General features: G+C 59.8%; 16 protein-coding genes. 9 read left to right on the top strand and 7 right to left on the bottom strand.

Going from position 1 to position 18,010, the window contains the following annotated elements; genetic code table 11:
• Positions 1–21 precede the first annotated feature (21 nt).
• Complete coding sequence (locus tag CSC67_RS03545; RefSeq protein ID WP_118993114.1) at positions 22–660, top strand: MarR family winged helix-turn-helix transcriptional regulator; 639 nt, start codon at positions 22–24, stop codon at positions 658–660.
• 18 nt (positions 661–678) lie between these two features.
• On the top strand, positions 679–1,887 hold the full coding sequence (locus tag CSC67_RS03540; RefSeq protein WP_118993113.1) for an NAD(P)/FAD-dependent oxidoreductase: 1,209 nt from the start codon (positions 679–681) through the stop codon (positions 1,885–1,887).
• Between the two features lie 10 nt (positions 1,888–1,897).
• Here the strand turns inward: CSC67_RS03540 and CSC67_RS03535 are convergent, their stop codons facing one another.
• Positions 1,898–3,178 (bottom strand): CynX/NimT family MFS transporter, encoded by a 1,281-nt coding sequence (locus CSC67_RS03535; RefSeq protein ID WP_118993112.1) that lies wholly within the window; start codon positions 3,176–3,178, stop codon positions 1,898–1,900.
• Positions 3,179–3,300: 122 nt separating this feature from the next.
• Here CSC67_RS03535 and CSC67_RS03530 point away from each other — a divergent pair, with 122 nt between their 5' ends.
• Positions 3,301–4,512 carry an MFS transporter gene (locus CSC67_RS03530; RefSeq protein WP_245220105.1) on the top strand — a complete coding sequence of 404 codons (1,212 nt, stop codon included), beginning with the start codon at positions 3,301–3,303 and terminating at the stop codon, positions 4,510–4,512.
• A 30-nt stretch (positions 4,513–4,542) separates the two neighbouring features.
• Here the strand turns inward: CSC67_RS03530 and CSC67_RS03525 are convergent, their stop codons facing one another.
• From CSC67_RS03525 to CSC67_RS03505, 5 genes are read right to left on the bottom strand one after another with little or no spacing between them, the layout of a single operon-like run.
• Complete coding sequence (locus CSC67_RS03525; protein WP_118993110.1) at positions 4,543–4,767, bottom strand: hypothetical protein; 225 nt, start codon at positions 4,765–4,767, stop codon at positions 4,543–4,545.
• A gap of 5 nt (positions 4,768–4,772) precedes the next feature.
• Positions 4,773–6,452, bottom strand: a complete 1,680-nt coding sequence (locus CSC67_RS03520) for an FAD-dependent monooxygenase (protein ID WP_118993109.1) — start codon at positions 6,450–6,452, stop codon at positions 4,773–4,775.
• 33 nt (positions 6,453–6,485) lie between these two features.
• On the bottom strand, positions 6,486–7,784 hold the full coding sequence (locus CSC67_RS03515) for a TRAP transporter large permease (protein WP_118993108.1): 1,299 nt from the start codon (positions 7,782–7,784) through the stop codon (positions 6,486–6,488).
• A 51-nt stretch (positions 7,785–7,835) separates the two neighbouring features.
• On the bottom strand, positions 7,836–8,324 hold the full coding sequence (locus CSC67_RS03510; protein WP_118993107.1) for a TRAP transporter small permease: 489 nt from the start codon (positions 8,322–8,324) through the stop codon (positions 7,836–7,838).
• Between the two features lie 38 nt (positions 8,325–8,362).
• Positions 8,363–9,397, bottom strand: a complete 1,035-nt coding sequence (locus CSC67_RS03505; RefSeq protein ID WP_118993106.1) for a TRAP transporter substrate-binding protein — start codon at positions 9,395–9,397, stop codon at positions 8,363–8,365.
• 213 nt (positions 9,398–9,610) lie between these two features.
• Here CSC67_RS03505 and CSC67_RS03500 point away from each other — a divergent pair, with 213 nt between their 5' ends.
• Both CSC67_RS03500 and CSC67_RS03495 read left to right on the top strand, forming a co-directional pair.
• Positions 9,611–11,017 carry an amidase family protein gene (locus CSC67_RS03500; RefSeq protein ID WP_118993105.1) on the top strand — a complete coding sequence of 469 codons (1,407 nt, stop codon included), beginning with the start codon at positions 9,611–9,613 and terminating at the stop codon, positions 11,015–11,017.
• 64 nt (positions 11,018–11,081) lie between these two features.
• Positions 11,082–11,831 carry an IclR family transcriptional regulator gene (locus tag CSC67_RS03495; protein WP_118993104.1) on the top strand — a complete coding sequence of 250 codons (750 nt, stop codon included), beginning with the start codon at positions 11,082–11,084 and terminating at the stop codon, positions 11,829–11,831.
• Between the two features lie 72 nt (positions 11,832–11,903).
• On the opposite strand, the gene CSC67_RS03490 is transcribed toward CSC67_RS03495, so the two are convergent.
• A complete protein-coding gene (locus CSC67_RS03490) occupies positions 11,904–12,407 on the bottom strand; it encodes a VOC family protein (protein WP_118993103.1) in 504 nt (167 codons plus the stop codon).
• 378 nt (positions 12,408–12,785) lie between these two features.
• On the opposite strand from CSC67_RS03490, the gene acnA reads away from it, so the two are divergent.
• The 4 genes from acnA to CSC67_RS03470 are packed head-to-tail and all read left to right on the top strand — an operon-like array spanning position 12,786 to position 17,958.
• Positions 12,786–15,458, top strand: a complete 2,673-nt coding sequence (gene acnA, locus CSC67_RS03485) for an aconitate hydratase AcnA (protein ID WP_118993194.1) — start codon at positions 12,786–12,788, stop codon at positions 15,456–15,458.
• Complete coding sequence (locus CSC67_RS03480; RefSeq protein ID WP_118993102.1) at positions 15,458–16,621, top strand: CaiB/BaiF CoA transferase family protein; 1,164 nt, start codon at positions 15,458–15,460, stop codon at positions 16,619–16,621. Before acnA ends, CSC67_RS03480 begins: the two co-directional genes overlap by 1 nt.
• Positions 16,622–16,631: 10 nt before the next feature.
• Positions 16,632–17,231, top strand: coding sequence for a cysteine dioxygenase family protein (locus tag CSC67_RS03475; RefSeq protein ID WP_118993101.1), 600 nt, complete (start codon positions 16,632–16,634; stop codon positions 17,229–17,231).
• Entirely contained in the window at positions 17,224–17,958 is a 735-nt protein-coding gene (locus CSC67_RS03470) for an enoyl-CoA hydratase/isomerase family protein (protein ID WP_245220104.1), read from the top strand. The genes CSC67_RS03475 and CSC67_RS03470 overlap by 8 nt, the downstream gene beginning before the upstream one ends.
• Positions 17,959–18,010: the final 52 nt, after the last annotated feature.

Raw genomic sequence — 18,010 nt, 5'->3', positions numbered from 1 at the left:
TTCTTCGCCCGGCATGATGCAATGAAGAAACCCGCTCATTCGACATCGACTTCGCCCGAGGCGATCAAGACAGGCAGCAAGGCGAAAGCAGCAAGAGCAGGAGGCAAGGACAAAGCGTCCGACGCCCCGTGGCAGGCGAACGGCCTCGACCTCGAGAATTACGCTCCGGCGTACTTCACTTTCGTGGCGACCAAGCTGGCTTCGGGCGCCGCCGCCGTCTACCGCAAGCACTTTGGCGTCGGCATCGAGATCTGGCGCGTGCTGGTCATGCTGGCTCTGGACGAGAAAGTCTCGGTCAACATGGTGTGCAAGCTGATCGGCATGGACAAGGGCTCGGTCAGCCGCTGCTTCAAAAGCATGTACGAAAAAGGCTACATCACTTTTTCGCACGACCCGCGCGACGGCCGCGTACGCTATGCCACCCTGACGCCCGCCGGACGGCGCAAGCACGACGAGATCAAGGCGGTGGCGCTCGAGCGCGAACGCGTCTTTCTGTCGTGCCTGAAGCCCGAAGAGTCGCGTCAGCTGATCGATATGCTGCACAGGCTGCATGCCAACCTGCCCAATGTCGAGCGCGCCACCCAGCAATACCTGCGCGAGCACGTCATCAAGCCGGGCCACGAAAAGCCGGGCGACGAGAAGCCTGGCCGCGCAAAATAGCAACTTGGAAGAAAGCACATGATGAACATCGTCGTGGTGGGCGGCGGCCATGCCGCCGCCCAACTGAGCGCCAGCCTGGCCGAGAAAGCGCTGCAGGCAAAGGTCACGCTGGTGTCCGACGAGGCGCAGCTGCCCTACCATCGGCCGCCCTTGTCCAAGGCCTATCTCAAGGATGCCGAGCCCGCCGCGGCGTGGCTGCGCAGCGCCGATTTCTATGCCGGGCACGGCGCCGAGTGGCGCCTGTCCACCCGGGTGGCGCGCATCGAGCGCGACAGCCGCCGCATCGACCTGGCCTGCGGCGAGAGCCTGCCTTACGATCGCCTGGTGCTGGCGACCGGAGCTCGCGCGCGGACCCTGCCCGGCCTGCCTGAAGGGCTCGATAACGTCCATACGTTGCGCACCCTGGACGACGCGGCCCGCTTGCGCGGCCGCCTGCAGGCGGTCGAGCGGATGCTCATCATCGGCGGCGGTTTCATCGGCCTGGAGATCGCGGCCACTGCCGCTCAAATGGGCAAGCAGGTGACCGTGCTGGAAGCGGCGCCGCGCCTGCTGGCCAGGTCCGCCTCGCCCGAAGTGTCGGACCATCTGCTGGCCAGCCATCGGGCGGCGGGCGTCGAGGTGAGGCTGAACGCCGTGATCGAGGGGTACGGCATCCGCGCCGGATCGGTCGTTGCGGTCCAGACGGCCGACGGCAGCGTGCCGGCCGACCTCGTGGTGGTGGGCATAGGCGCCGTCCCCAACGACGAGCTGGCGCGAGAGGCCGGCCTGACTTGCGACAATGGCATCGTGGTCGACGCGCACATGGTCACCAGCGACCCGGCCATATTGGCCGTCGGCGACTGCACGGCCTTTCCATTTGCGCCGCTGGGGCGGCGCATACGCCTCGAATCGGTCCAGAACGCCAACGACCAGGCTCGCTGCGCGGCCCAGACGCTGGCTGGAATGGCCGAACCGTATTCGGCCTTGCCCTGGTTCTGGTCCGAGCAGGGGACCTTGCGCATCCAGATCGCCGGGGTGCCCGAACCGCATCACGAACGCGTCGTGCGCGGCGACCCGGCGCAGGGCAGGTTCTCGGTGCTGCATTTTCTGGACGGCGCCCTGACCTGCGTAGAGTCGGTCAATGCGCCTGCCGACCACATGGCCGCCCGCAAGCTGATCGCGGACGCTTGCCGGGTGCCGAGGGACGCGGCCTCGGATCCGTCCATACCGCTCAAGTCGTTCGCCTGAGCCCTACGCCCTATCGCTTCGGGACAGGCTGTGCCGCCCCCGCGCCGGCGGCATTCTTCTCGTCGATCTGTATGAGGCGCGCCTGCCCCGCGCCAAGGGCGAAGTATCCTGAACTGAGCACGAGCAGCACGAACAGCGCGGCGACCGCATTCCAACTGCCGGTGAACTCATGCAGCAGCCCCATTACCAAGGGAGCGACCGCCGCGATCGTGTAGCCGACTCCTTGCGCCATGCCCGACAGGGCCGCGGCCACCTGCGCATTGGGGGATCGAAGCACCAGGAGCGCCAGTGCGATGCTGAATACGCCGCCCAGGCCCAGCCCCATGATTGTTGCCGCCGCCCATACCCATGAAATGGGCGCATAGAAGGTCATCATCAGCCCCGTGAAGGTGCAGCCCAGCAGGCACAGCGTCGTAAAGCGCTGATCCTTGCCGCGAGTCGCCAGCCAGGGCGCGAGCGGCGAGGAGATCAGCTGAACGGCCAAAGTGAGCGACAGCACAAAGCCCGCGGTCAGCGGGGGCAGGCCGCGGTCGATCAGTATCACCGCCAGCCAACCGAACACACAGTAGGTGATCGAGGATTGCAGTCCCATCAGCAGGGTGACCTGCCAGGCCAGCTTGTTGCCGCGCAGCCTGGGCAGCGGCGTTCGCCTGTCTGCGGCATGCCGATGCGCAGGAGGGATGTGGCGCAGCCATACCAGCATGGCGGCCGCGACCGGAAACAGCCAGAAGGCCAGGGACCACCGCCAGCCGCCCAATACATTTTCGAGGGGAACCGCCGCGCCCGCGGCTATTGCGGCGCCGATACAGAGCGCGGTGGAATACACCCCCATCATCATGCCCGCCTGCGAGGGAAACCGCTGTTTGATGATGCTGGGCAGAATCACCATGATCACGCTGATGCTGGCGCCGCCGACGAACGTTCCCAGAAACAGCCCCGTGGCGCCGAACAGGCTGCGCAGGCCGATGCCCAGAACCAGCACGCCCAGGGCGACGAGAATCAGCCGTTCGGGCGAAGTGAAGCGCAAAAGGCGGGGCACGAAAGGGGCGAAGGCGCCGAAGCACAGCACGGGCAGGGTGATCAGCATGCCGATGGTCGCGCCGGACAGGGCCAGGCTGTCGCGGATGGAGTCCAGAACCGGGCCCAGGCCGGTCAGCATGGGACGCAGGTTGACCGAGACCAGGACCAGGGCGGCGATCAGGGCCAGGCGGGAACGGTCGCTTTCCGTTTTCAGGGACTGTCCGCAATCGCGGGGCGAAGCCGTGTCGCTTTCTGGTCGCGTATGTTGCATGTTTTGAGCAGGCACTAAATTGTTGATACCGCCGGTCAGTGTGCCACAATATCGTTCTTTCATGAAACGGCGTGCGGCCTGTTTCCGGCCGATGCCGCGCTGCCGTCGTTGTCGGGTTTCCTATGAATATGTCTTCTCGTGGTGGGGCTTCGGCCGTCGATACGACGATGCTCGCCTATCTCGTCGTATTGGCCGGCGTAACGACCGCCCTGCACATCTGGAAACTGCCTCCTGCCCTGCCCAGGCTGCAGGCCGAGCTGGGCCTCTCGCTGGTCGAGTCGGGTTTCCTGCTTTCGCTGGTCCAGATGGCCGGCATGACGCTGGGCCTGCTGATGGGCCTGTTTGCCGAAAAGATCGGCCTGCGCCGCTGCCTCTTGCTGGGCTTGCTTCTGCTCAGCCTGGCATCGGCCGCGGGAGCGGTGTTCGTCGACAAGACTTTGATGCTGGTGTTCCGCGCCGTCGAGGGCTGCGGGTTTCTCATGGTGGTCATGCCCGGGCCGGCCCTCATCCGCCGGCTGGTCAAGCCCAACCAGCTGGCGCGCCTTCTGGGCGTCTGGGGCAGCTATATTCCCATGGGCGCGGTCATCGTTCTATTGGCCGGATCGTGGCTGCTCAGCATGGCCGACTGGCGCGTGTTGTGGTGGCTGCTGGCCATCGTGACCCTGGTGGTGATGGCGCTGGGCTGGCGCATGCTGCCCTCCGACCCGTCCCGTCCCGCGCGCGACCAGCGTTCCTCCGCATGGCGCATCGTCCGCTCGACGTTGGGCTCCGAGAATATTTGGCTGGTGGCCCTGTGCTTCGGGTTCTATGCCGCGCAGTGGATATCCGTGATCGGCTTCCTGCCGACCATCTACGCGTTGGCGGGGGTGTCCGGGCCGGTCGCCGGCGTGTTGACGGCGGTGGTGGCGGGAAGCAACGCGGTGGGGTGTTATGGCGCGGGCCGCCTCCTGCATCGCGGCGCCTCGGCGCGCACCTTGATGATTGCGGGCTATGTAACGATGGCGGCCACGACCTTCGTCGCTTTTGGCCTGGGCGTGCCGGTGCTGGTCCAGTTCCTGATGGTGCTCGTGTTTTCCAGCATGGGCGGGTTGATCCCGACGACGCTTTTCTTCCTGGTAATCAAGCTGGCGCCCTCCGCCGAAACCACTTCGACATCCATTGGCTGGATGCAGCAGATTTCAGCCGCGGGCCAGTTTGCCGGGCCGCCCATCGTGGCCTGGGTGGCGACGCTGGCGGGCGGATGGGCGTCGACCTGGGTCTTCACCGGCCTCTGCGCCCTGATCGGCATCGGCATGACTCTTCGGCTGGGCGTCCGCTTGAGGGCGCGGGGCTAAGGCCTTGAACTTCCCAGCCGACGCCCGAGGTTAATGGGCCTGTGTCAATTCGATTGCGTTGCAAGGCCGCTGGTCCTTGCCGGCTTCAAGCAGGCATGCCGCCACGCGCTCGTAGTCGCCCAGCTCGTTGGCCAAAAGCAGGGCCAGCTTGGTAAGAAAAACAGATTCTCTGTCTTCGCCTGCCGTTGTGATGCCTTCGGCGAGAAGCGTCCAGAAGCTTTCCAGTTCGTCGATAGTGAATGTTTTTTTTTGCATAGCGATTATTTCCACGTTGCAACGCGGTGCAGCGCCGCTGAAATTTTACTGGCGTCGGCTTTGACCCACCGCGCCATGAGGTGCTGATCGGGGCGGACCAGTATGGAATCGCCGGGCTTCAGGCGAAGCATGTCCGCAATGGCGCCGTCCACGTCGATGATGTCGTTTTCAAGGGCATGTTTGCTATCGCGGCAAATTCTGACGGTCTTTATATGCAGGCCGTGGACCGTGTCCTGTAGTTCGATCAGCGGCGATTCTGCGCCGGTGCAGACCAATAGAGTGAATTGTTCGCCGAGCATGTCCTGCAAATATCGCCTTTCGGTTTTCCCTTCGGCGCAGCGCACCGATATCTGCACGTTGGGGCATACCCGGCCCAGTACCGTTTCCTTGTCGTCGCGCATTTCATCGACATCATTCAGTGTCGCGCCAGCGAGCATGATCTCCTGGCTTTGGCGCGGATTGAGCAGGGGGCGCACGAATTCGTGCTCGACCGCCAATTCCAGAACTGCATCGCGCAACAGCAGGTCGCCGCGAGTCGGCGGCGCCATGACTTTCGTACTCTTGTCCGCATTGCGGATATTTTCGGAAAAGGCGAAGCGGCGTTCTTCGGAATAGGTCGTCAATAGGTTTGCCGGCGCAAGGCCCTTGACGACGTAGGCAAGCTTCCATGCCAGGTTGTAGGCATCGTCGATGCCCCCGTTCATGCCGCGCGCCCCGAAGATCGGCACCAGATGAGCGGAATCGCCGGCAAATAGAACACGTCCGTGCCAGTAGTCGCGCAATGACAGACTATGCGCGCGGTACAGCGAGAACCAGTCCATCTCCCAGGGCCCTTCAATGCCGACGGCATCCAGAAACGATTGAATGCGGCTATTGATTCGCTCGATCTTCAATTCTTGCGCCGAGTCTTCATCGTCGCGCAATTGGTAGTCGATGCGCCAGATATTGTCGGGCTGCCGATGCAGGATGATCGTCGATCCAGGGTTGCCGGGAGAGTCGAACCAGACGCGCCGCCCTGGAGGCAGGTCGGTGGCGAGCCGTACATCGGCAATGATGTAACGCCCTTCGTAGCTCGTTCCCTCCAGATTCAAGCCCAGCGCACCGCGTACCGCGCTGCGGGCGCCGTCGCAGGCGACGAGCCAGTCGCTCTTCAGGCGGACTGCTCCCGAAGGCGTATCCACCTGTATAAGCACATGGTCATCCTGGTTGGCAACCCCTTTGACTACGCTGGACCACATAATGGTTGCGAGGGGACTCTTGACAAGCTCATCGAGAATGAATTTTTCGACGTAGCATTGCTGCACATTGAGCATGGGAGGATGCTTGATGTCGTCGCTGGCCGGAATCGAAAAATCCAGTACCAGTTTGTCTCCATAGTAAGTTTGGCCCCTGGACCAGGCCACTCCTTTCTCCATGAGCGCCGCGTTGACCCCGAGCGAGTCCAGAATCTCGAGGGTTCTGCGAGATGCCCCGGCGGCGCGGCTGCCGATATTCAGGGTTGCTTCGTCTTCGATGATCGTTACTTCGATGCCTTGCCGCACGAGAGACAGGGCCGTGACGAGGCCGACGGGCCCCGCCCCGACGACAGTGACACTGCGCTGGCACGGGACGCCGTCCATCTCGGGCGGTTCAACGAATGGATATTCTTGGTACTGGAAGTAGAGCGACTTATGTTTTATGGACATTTCAAGCCTTTCAGCCGTTGACGGGTTGTTTTCCTAGAAGAGCAAACGTGGCAGATACAGCGCTAGATCGGGATAGAGCATGAGAATCGCCACTAGAGCCGCATTGGCCGCGATGAAAGGCAGTACCCCTCGGAAGATCGTGGGGATCGGGATATCCGGAGCCTGTGCGCGCAAAACGAAGCAGTTCATGCCGACGGGGGGCGTAAGCAGCCCTATTTCGATCAGGACGACTTGCAGAATGCCGAACCAGACCGGGTCGTAACCGAGGCTGACGACGATTGGAAGAAAGACCGGTACGGTCATGAGGATCATGCCGATGGAGTCCAGAAAGCACCCGCCGATTATGAAAAATACGATGATGGCCACCATGACTTGCCATGGCTCCAGCCGGTACTGGCGAACAATGTCGATGAATGCCGAAGGCAGCCCCGCCTGGATGACGAAGTAGGCGAACATCGTCGCTCCCATGACGATGAAGAGCAGGGTGGCGGTGGTTTCGACTGTTTCATGGCAGGCCTGGACCAAGTTGCGCATGCTCAGGGCGCGCGTGGCGAAGCCGATCAAAATGGCCAGCATGGCCCCGACCGCCGCGCCTTCAGTGGGGCTGAACAAGCCGGAATAGATGCCGCCAATGGCGCCCCCGAACAGAAGGCCGATCTTCCAGATCTTTGCAATTTCCTTTAATCGGTTCTTTAGCGGCATTGTGCGGCCGAGCGGAGCGGAATCGGGCTTGAGCTTGACCCAAAGCACCGCCACCAGAATGTAGAGCAGGCACAGCAGCAGTGCGGGCAGTAATGCGGCGGCATAGAGCTTGCCCAGCGACTCCTCGGCTATCAGGGCATAGATGACCAGAATCACCGATGGCGGGATCAGCACGGCCAGCGAGCTTCCCGAGGCGGTGCTACCGCTTGCGAACGACTGGCTGTATCCCGCGCTCTTCATCTGAGGCATGATGACCTTGGCAACGGTGGAGACCGTGGCAAGGGAAGAGCCGCTGACAGAGCCGAATACGGCGCTCGTGCCGATCGAGGCCAGTGCGAGCGAGCCACGTCTGCCGGCGAAGACCGCGTTGGCCACCGCGAATATGTCGTTGGCCATGCCGGCTCTCAAGCAGACTGACCCCATCAGTATGAAAAGGGGCAGAACGATGAAATCGTAGTTTATGATCTCAAGCGGTATGTCCCCGAGTTTCAGCAAGGCTTGCGGAAGGCCGTTTACTAGGGCGTAACCTGCCACGCCGACGAGACTGAGGCTGATGGCTATCGGGATTCTCATCAAAACCATAAAAGTAATGACGACGAATCCCAGTAAGCCGATGATCTGGCTGCTCAATTTTTATTCCCGGTGTGAATGTGCTGCATTGAACGATCGGGGCTTTGTGCTTCAGGCCTTGTCCTGATCGACTGCTTTTGTCTCTTTAGCTGTCAGACGAAAGGCCTCCATGACTGCGCTGAGCGCCAGTCCCGCGAGCGCAATGGCCCCGAAGATCCACCTTGGAAGCTCGATGTTCAGAGTTGCTTCACCGGTGTCGTACATGTATGACACCGGATCGGCTAATTGCCAGATCATCAAGACAAGGAGGAACACGCTCAGGAGTGACGAAACGAACATGATCAGGCGTAGCAGCCATGTCGGAGAGACCAGGTCGATGATGTCCACCACGATATGCCGCCGAGCCAGAAAGGTGGCTGGCAAAGCACAGAACAGAACCACCGCGAACAGCAGTTCGACAATGTCGGTCGATCCGAAGATCGGGAGGTTCAAGGCCAGCCGGGAAATGATGTCGGCGCAGATAAGCAGCATTGCCAGCACAAGTGCTGCTACCGATGCATAGCACAGTGCGGCGGCTGCGTGTGACAGCAATCGGCTCATGGTTTGTATTCCTTTGCGGTTTTTTCAACGGGCTGCCGTTATTGCGCGCTCTGGGCCGTATTCGCGGAAAGAGATTTCATCAGTTCATATACGTCTTTCGCCGGCAGGCCGCGTTTGGCGAGGCTTTCGATATAGGCCGCTCCGGATTGCGCGCCGGCTTGCTTGAATCGGCTCATCTCCTGGGGCGACAGTTCGACGACCTTGGTGCCGTCCTCGATCATCGCGGCTTTGCCTTGCGCTTCCGACGCCGCCCAGAGCTCTCCTATCCCGGCTTGGCGGTTTTCGATAGAGTCGTCGAAGAGGGCTTTCAGGTCATCGGGCATGTTCTCATAGGTGTCGAGGTTCATGCAGATACACATCGTGGAGACATAGGCATGCAGTTCGGTCGTATATGACACATAAGGCCCCAGCTTGAACGCCAGGCCGGCCCCGCCCCAGTCTATGAAAGCTCCGTCGATGGTGCCCTTTTGCAGCGCTTCGAGCATGTTGGCGGGGCTGGTGGCCTGCGGGGTGGCCTGAAGGGCTGTGATGTAGTCGCGAATGGCGCGGGACGGAAACCTCAAACGTTTTCCATGGACTGCCTCAAGGCTGTCGACCTTCTCTTTGGCCATGTTCAGATTGCCCGCCGGCGAGGTGAAGAGCCAGAGTACCTTCATGTTCTTGTGCTCTGGGTCGAGATACTTATGTCGCAGCTCTGCATCGCCCATAACGCGCGCGCCCGCCTCTGCTCCGTCGATCATGAATGGCAGTTCTGCAATGCCTGTCAATGGAAACAGTTCGGGTGTCAGGCCATGTAGCAGCCAGACTATATCGGCAACGCCGGTGGTGACCATGCGGTGATTGCCCGTGGCTGGACCCATTTGCTGGCTGGGATAAATCGTGACGTCGATACGGCCATTGGAACGTTCGCGGAGTTCATCGGCCCAGGTCTGCAAGAAGACGGACATCGGATGCTGGGGAGCCACATGGTGAGCCAGCTTCAGTTCCATGGGCTTTGTTTCTGCGGCCGCGGGCAGGCAGCACAGTATTGTTGTGGCGGCCAAGGCGCAGCCAACGAAATGTCTGAAACTCATTCTGTCTCCTTTTGATGGCGATTCTGCTTTGAAATGAATTCTATTATTCAGAATTCGATTTTGTTATTTAGAATATTATTGTTTTGGAACGACGTCAATATCTGGTTTTCCCTGCGTCAAGGCAGCTGATATGGACGGGATCTACGGCCAAATTCATTGGGCCGGGCTACATGCGCGACTGCAGCGTGCGGTGTCCTCGTGCTGGTATGAAATATGGACTTATGTTCTAAATTTTGTGATAATTGCCTTTCGGCAAGCGGGCAGTTATATGCGATGCAAGGTGTTTATCAAGGACGGTCAATGCAAAATGGTGGTGCCGAAACAGCGGGTTCGGCAAACTTGCCAGGCGGTGACGACTGTGTCACCCGGGTAGCTGGATTGCTCGATGCCATTGATGCGTGTCCGGACGGCGCCATATTCACTCGCGTCTATCGCGAAGAGGCATTGGCGCAGGCGTTGCGGCTCGACCGTCTCCATGTCGACGAACGCGGCCCCCTGTGGGGCGTGGTGGTTTCGGTCAAAGACATGTTCGATATAAAGAGCGAGGTCACGGTGGCGGGCTGCGCCCGCTTCCTGAAAAACCCTCCCGCCTCCAAAGACGCGGAAGTGGTGTCCCGGCTACGCTTGTCGGGTGCAATAATCATCGGCAAAACAAGCATGCCCGAACTGGCTTATTCCGGCCTGGGCCTCAACTCGCGCTTTGGTACGCCGCGAAACGCCATCGACCCGGCCTGCATACCCGGAGGCTCATCATCAGGGGCGGCAGTGGCGATAGCGCAGGGTCTTTGCACGGCTGCGGTGGGTAGCGACACCGGCGGCTCGATCAGAATTCCGGCAGCATTCAACGGCGTGGTGGGCTTCAAGCCGACTCAGTCTAGGGTGCCGCGGGACGGCATGGCCGAGCTGTCGCGCTCCCAGGACGCTGCGGGGCTGATAGCAAGAAACGTATCCGATTGCGCCTTGGTCGACGCAGTCATGGCCGGAGATGTTCCGTCCAAACTCGAGCCGCGTCCGCTGACAGGCCTCAAAGTAGCAGTACCCGACGCCTATTTCACTGAAGCCCTCGATCAGCCGGTCGCGCTCGCATTCGAGCGCAGTCTTGGGCGGCTCAGCCTGGCAGGCGCGTCTCTGAGCCGCATCGAGTTCGTGCCGGGTGAGGTCATCGGCGAAATCATGAGCCTCGGAGGGTTGGTAGGGCCCGAGTCGTACAAGCGATACCATCATTTGTTGGATGAGCCGGACGCCATGGATCCGTTCGTGTTCAATCAGATGAAGCGTTTTGCTCATCACCACGATAGCGATTATAAAAAGGCTCTCGCACTGCGCGGCCGCGCACAGGCGCTGTATGAGCAGGCAATGGCCGATTTCGACGTTCTGGTCTGCCCGACGGTGCCAATGGCCGCGCCCCGATTCGACGACCTGAACGGCGATGAGGCGGCTCTGGCGCTCAACCGGCGTGTGCTTCGCAACACCAGCCCCTTCAATACGCTGGATGTGCCTGCGATCACGCTTCCTTGCCAGCGTCCCGGCGAGGCGGGCGTGGGTCTCATGCTTGTCGGCAAGCATTTGCGCGATTTCGAACTGCTCCGGATTGCGGGCAGTGTAGAAAGCGCCCTGTGAACAGAATTTTGGCAACTGGGCAGTATACTTCCTGCCGGTAAGATAAAAAGGGTACTGTGGCGCTATGGATAAAACGGTTGCTAAGGCCTTGAACCTCCTTGAGAACCTCGTCAAGTCTCCCGAGCCTTTGGGCGTGACCGATCTCGCTCAGCGATTGGACCTGACGAAAAGCAATGTGCATCGTACGCTTGATACGCTGCGGCAGCTCGGATACGTGGAATATTTGCCGGAGCAGCGCAAGTACCGGGCGTCTTTCAAGCTTTGGCAGTTGGGAACGTGGATTTCTGAGAACCTGGATATTAAGCAGGTTGCGAGCCCTCACCTGCAGGCCTTGGCCGAGGCAACCGGCGAAACCGTCCATCTTTGCCTGTTGTCGGGAGACAGCGTCGTGTATATCGACAAGGTCGACTGCAAACATCATGTGCGGCCCGCGACACGCATCGGGGGCTCCGCCCCCGCGCACTGCGTTTCAACCGGGAAGGCGATTCTGGCGTTTCGAGAAGCTGCGGCCAAGGCGGTGATAGGCAAGCTTGAAAAACATACGCCTCAAACGATCGTCTCCAAAGCGGCATTCGAGGCCGAACTTGCGGCGATCCGCGAGAAGGGCATCGCGTACAACCGCGGCGAATGGCATGTGGAGACCATCGGAGCCGCTGCGCCTATTCGCAATGCCGAAGGTGTCGTCATGGCGGCCGTCGGCGTATCGATCCCAACCTCGAGGGCGAAGATGCCCGACGTAAAAAAGCTCGCGCCGACCATTCGGGCGACTGCCTATGCAATTTCGGCGGCGCTGGGTTTCCATGGCAAGCAATGAGCGCATGAGCTGATCAGCGCCTTTGGCTGGCCCTATGGCCGGCCCGCGCATGAAATCGCACGGTATCCCATATCACTGCTGGGCATATTCAGGGTGCCACTTCGCGTTCCATGCTTTGAGTACATCGTTCGATTTTTTTTCGCGTTCCGCGCGCACTGCTTCGTTCACTCGAAGCGCAATCTCCAGGCGGTGTCCGTTCGGATCGAAGAAGTACAGCGAATTGATCGTGCCATGATCGACTATGCCGATATAGTCGATGTGGTGTTCTTCGAGCGATGCCTTCATTTTCAGCAAGTCGTCGCGGGTTGAAACCTCGAGCGCGAGATGTTGCACCCACGATGGCGTATTCGTGTCGGGAATGGCCCTGGGTGTTTGAGGCAACTCGAAAAAAGCGACATTGCTGCCGTCCGCCATTTCAAAAAATATATGGATGTAGGGCGTTTCTTCGCCCGTCGAAGGAACTCGGTCCTGGCTGACCGCCATGGCGAACCTCAGACCGAGCACCTTTGTATAGAAATCGACGGTTTCTTGCGAGTTATTGCAGCGATACGCCACGTGGTACAGCTTCTGGATCATGTCTCAGTCCCCTGATGAAGAAAGCCGGTGAAGGCGGCCGATTGGCATGGGTGGAACGCCAATTTAGTTCTATAAAATAGAAAAATAATTCTAATTATTGGGTAAGTGTGAAAGGGTTGTCAATCCGTGTTTTTGCTCCCGGCACTGGGATTATTGATATTTAACTTACCTTGCCCGTCTCCGTTTCTTGAGCCGATTTTCGTTTCCAGCTTCCGAGAGCCGCGTCTGGCCTCTGTTTTAGCACGTCTCAAGGCCTAGGCCGTGGTAAGGACGGCGGCTGCGGAAAAAAGGCATGCGAACATCGACGCGGAATCTTCTGGACTTAATTTCTTCTGTATTATAGAATTAAAGTATCAATATTTAGAACTATTGGAAGACATGGAACTTTCCCCCGAGCATATTCAGCGCACGCTTTCTGTAGGCGGACGCGAATTCCGTTATTACGCGGTTGATGCAGTCGATCATTTAAGCGGCGGTATATGCATGCCGCGGACGATAAGAATCCTGCTGGAGAATCAGTTGCGTCACTTTGACGGCGGTGCTGTTCGAGAAGAGTCTCTGGGGTTCTTGGCGGGCTATTCCGCCCGTAGCGTGGGAGCGGAAATTCTGTTCTGGCCATCGCGTGTGCTGATGCAGGAGGCCGCCGGCCTTCCGGGCATGCTCGATCTTGCCAGCATGCGCGATCTATTGAGCAAGTACGGGTACGATCCCAAAGTGGTCAATCCACATATTCCTGTGGACCTGGTCATAGACCATTCGGTTATGGTCGACCATTTCGGCAGCGAAGAGGCGTACCAGCTCAATCTCGATCTCGAGTACAAGCGCAACGAAGAGCGATATAGCTTTCTGAAATGGGCGCAACGAAGCTTTCGCAATTTTCGTGTGGTGCCTCCCGGACAGGGCATATGTCACCAGATCAATCTTGAGCATCTGGCCACGGTCGTGGCATGCGACGATAATGAAGACGTTCCGCTCGTCTTTCCCGATACCGTCATTGGTACGGACAGCCATACGACAATGGTCAACGCACTATCCGTCCTGGGTTGGGGCGTGGGCGCGATAGAGGGGGAGATCGCCATGATGGGAGAGCCCCTTTCAATGCTGCTTCCCCACGTCGTCGGGGTCGAGGTCATCGGGAGTCTGCCCGCAGGGTCGACCGTCACGGACGCCGTGCTCACCTTGACGGAAATGCTCCGCAAACGGGGGGTCGTCGGCCGATTCGTGGAATTCTTCGGACCGGGTCTGACCGGTTTGAAGCTGGCCGACCGGGCTACACTGGCCAATATGGCGCCAGATTATGGTGCAACTTGCGGCTACTTTCCCATCGATGAAGAGACCTTGCGTTATCTGCGCGAAACGGGACGCAGCGACGAGCACATCGATCTCGTGGAGGCGTATGCGCGCGCCCAGGGCCTCTGGTATGACTCTTCAATGCCGATACCGAATTTCAGCGAAATCCTGACTTTCGATCTTTCTTCGGTGGAGCCTTCGGTTTCGGGGCCGGGGCGCCCCGAGCAACGCATCAGCCTGTCCGAGGTTGCTGAACAGTTTGCCCGATACAAGGACGCCTGGCCATCGGAAGCGCAGCCTTCCGGCGATGAAGCGCCTGCCAACGGCGCCGTCGTGATTGCCGCGATCACCAGTTGTGCGAACACGTCGAATCCATCGGCGATGATCGGCGCCGGCTTGCTGGCGCGCAATGCGGTTCGGCTGGGGTTGAGCGCAAAGCCTTGGGTAAAAACCTCGATGTCGCCCGGTTCCCGCGTGGTGGTCGATTACCTCAGGGCAGCGGGTCTTGAAGAGCCGCTGCGTAAACTGGGTTTCGATACGGTCGGCTTCGGCTGCATGACTTGCGTAGGCAACTCGGGTCCGCTTCCCGAAGCGGTAGCCCGCTTGATAGAGCATCAGCAACTGCATGCGGTGTCGGTGCTTTCAGGCAACCGTAACTTCGAAGCGCGGATTCACCGCCTCGTTCGTTCGAATTATCTTTGCTCGCCGGCGCTCGTCGTCGCCTACGCGCTCGCTGGAAACGTGTCGGTCGATTTGCTGACGCAGCCTATCGGAACCGCCGAGGACGGGACGAACGTCTATCTGCGCGACGTCTGGCCGGATCCCGACGAAGTCGAGGCTATCAGCAGGGACCACATTGTTTCGGGCTTGTTTACCGATTCTTATGATTCCGTTTTTGACGGGGGCGCGCGTTGGAAGCAATTGGACTGCCCGGAAGGCGACACCTTCTCGTGGTACGAAGGCAGCGATTACATCAGAATGCCGCCATTTGTGGAGCATGGAATTCTACCGCCGAGTTTGGACGATCTTCGCTCCGCGCGTGTGCTCGCCATCTTGGGGGACCAGGTCACTACCGACCACATTTCCCCCGTGGGCGAAATTACCTGCGGTTCACCCGCCGGACAGTTCCTGCAAAATCGAGGTGTTCCGCCCGATGAATTCAATTCGTATGCTTCGCGCCGCGCCAACTACGAAGTGATGACTCGAGGAACATTTGCGAATCCGCGCCTGAAGAACGAAATGGTGCCTCAATCGATGGGCTCGTTCACACGTATTTTCCCGGGGGCCGACATCTTCAGCATCTATGATGCGGCAACCGAGCTTCAGCGGCAGAGCGTGCCCAGCGTCATCTTTGCGGGCAAGCAGTACGGCACGGGTTCGGCAAGGGACTGGGCGGCGCGCGGCACTTATCTGCTGGGAGTAAGGGCGGTTGTTGCGGAGAGCTTCGAAAGAATCCATCGCTCGAACCTGGCGCTGATGGGAGTGTTGCCGGTGGAGTTGCCCGCGGGCGTGACACGAGGCAGCCTCATGCTTTCAGGCGATGAAACGATCGACATTATCGGTGTTTCCGAAACGATGAGCACCCCGGCGAATGTCGTTCTGCGCATTACCAGAAAAGATGGACAGGTACTCGAGCAACCTGCCATCTGTCGACTGGACACCCGGATGGAGAAAAATTATTTCCGTGCGGGCGGAGTATTGAAATATATATATGAGCTCATGCTCGAACAGGGCAAGTCCCCCGCGGTAGCGGAAAACTGATGAGTGAGATTGATATGCAAGGCCTGCCGTTGACCGGAGTTAAAGTCATTGAATTCTGTTCTGTCGCCGCCGGCCCGTTCTGCGGGATGTTGCTGGCGGACATGGGGGCGGAAGTGATCAAGGTGGAAGCTCCAGGAGGAGATACGCTGAGAGCCTGGCCGCCTCTGACAGAAGGATATAGCGAAAACTTCGCCTCATTGAACCGGAATAAGAGCTCGGTGGTGTTGGACTTGAAGGATCAGGCCGACCAGGAATTTGCCCGGCAGCTTGTCCTGGGCGCCGACGTCGTAATAGAAAACAACCGGCCGGGAGTCATGAAACGTCTGGGCCTCGATTACTCCCGCTTCGTAAAAGACAAGCCAGGCCTCGTCTATTGCTCGATATCGGCTTATGGACAGACGGGACCGCGTGCCGACGAAGGGGGATTCGACCTGACCATACAGGCCGCTGCCGGCGTCATGAGCGTGACAGGAGAGGAGTCGGGGGCGCCGGTCAAATGCGGCGTACCCATATCGGATTTTGCATCGGGTCTGTATGCGGCCTATGCGGTGGCGGCGAAACTGGCGCATGTGCGGGCCGGCGGATCGGGGGCGCATATCGATGTGCCCATGTTCGGTTGCACGTTGGGAATCGCCGCATTGCAGACCAGTGAATATTTTGGTGCCGGCCGCGATCCCGTAAAGCTCGGTTCGGCGCATCCCAGAAATGCACCTTATCAAGCATACCGGGCGTCCGACGGATATTTCACGATCGCCGCCGGCAACCAGAAGCTGTGGCTGTCAGTGTGCAAGGCGGTGGGCCTGGAGCAGCTCCCGGAAGACAGTCGCTTTCTGACGACTTCCGACCGTGCGCGCCATCAGACGGCGCTGAAGGAAATTCTGGAAGAGCGATTCGGACGTGAGCCGGTGGATCACTGGATAGAGGTTTTCAACCGAGCGGGAGTGCCCCATGCGCGGATCAATACCTATTCCCAGGCTTTGTCCGATCCCCAGGTGGCGCATATGGGATGGGTTCAGCCCATGACACTGCCGGGAGGAATGTCGACGCAGACATTTGCCTCTCCCCTGCGGCTCGATGGAGTAGGCCTGCCGATACGCATGCAGCCGCCGGCCCTGGGCGAGCATACCGAGAGCATACGTGCCGCTATTGTGGATAATGGGTAATGGGATGATTATGAACAACAAACTGCTGGCGTTCGTGACTGAGATCAGTCGGCTCGTGGAACGAGCGGATCTAGGGCAAGAAAGCATTCTTAAGGAAGCAGGCCGCCATATGGAGGGCCTGGTGGCCCGGGACGACTGGCTGCCGGCCTCCATGGCGCAGCCGCATCCCAAATACTATCAGCAGCATCTTCTATACGGCGATCTCTTCGACCGTTTTTCCGTGGTGAGTTTTGTCTGGGGCCCGGGGCAGTTCACGCCCGTGCATGATCACACCGTCTGGGGGGTGATCGGAATGCTGCGCGGCGCTGAACGAGAGGTGCCGTATGAGCGCACGGACGACGGCCGGCTCCTGCCGAGCGGTCCCCCCAGGGTGCTCGAGCCGGGGGATGTCGCCTGTGTGGCGCCCGGCATCGGCGACATCCATGCAGTCAGCAATGCGCTCGATGACGAAGTGTCGATCAGCATCCATTTGTATGGAGGCAATATCGGAAAGATTCAGCGCAATACATATGATCCGCAGACAGGGTCGAGCAGGCCTTTCGTTTCGGGATATTCGAATGCGCTGCTGCCTAACTTGTGGGCGATGGAGCGGGGAGATCGAGGTGCTTGATCTCGTGCGGGTTCAGTCTGAACAGTCCATCACTCGCGTGACGCTATGCCGAGCCGAGAAGGGCAACAGCCTGTCGAGCGAAATGGTGGCGGCCTTGACAGCGATCGTCCGTCGCTGCTACGAGGACGGCACCACGCTGTTGGTGCTGGCGGGAGACGGGCGGCATTTCTGCACGGGCTTCGATCTGGGAGAGCTCGATCAAGAAACCGACGATACGCTGATGGCGCGATTTGTCCGTATAGAACTGCTATTGCAAGCCTTGAATGCCGCTCCATTCATCACGGCGGCATTGGGTCAAGGCCGTATCGTCGGCGCGGGCGCGGACATCTTCGCGGCCTGCAAGCGCAGGATATTGATAGGCGACGCGCGTCTCAGATTCCCCGGCGCCGCATTCGGGCTGGTTCTGGGAACCGGCCGATTGGCGCGTATCGTGGGGGTCGATAAAGCATGCGAATGGGTGGGAAGCGGTAGGTGGATCGCGCGCGATGAGGCATCCGCGGCAGGCTTGTGCACTGCGTGCCTCGACGAGGCCGGAGTCTTTCCGTTCGTGGAGGAGCTGGCCAATGAAAGCGTGCGCCTGGACGCGGCGACACGAAGCGGAGTGTACGCGGCAGCCGGGGCGGGACGCCACAGTGCTGAAGATCTCGAGGCTCTGGTGTTGTCCGCCGCACGGCCCGGCCTGCGCGATCGCATCCAGGCTTTTCGAGATGCGGCAGTTCAAAAATAGCGAAACAGCGGTATGCGCGGGTCAAGGTGGGCGGCCAGCGTCCCTTGACCGT

Source organism: Pusillimonas caeni (assembly GCF_003545815.1).
Taxonomy (GTDB): domain Bacteria; phylum Pseudomonadota; class Gammaproteobacteria; order Burkholderiales; family Burkholderiaceae_B; genus Pusillimonas; species Pusillimonas caeni.
The sequence above is the reverse complement of the archived record's forward strand: the minus strand, read 5'-3'. Positions and strand labels throughout refer to the sequence as shown.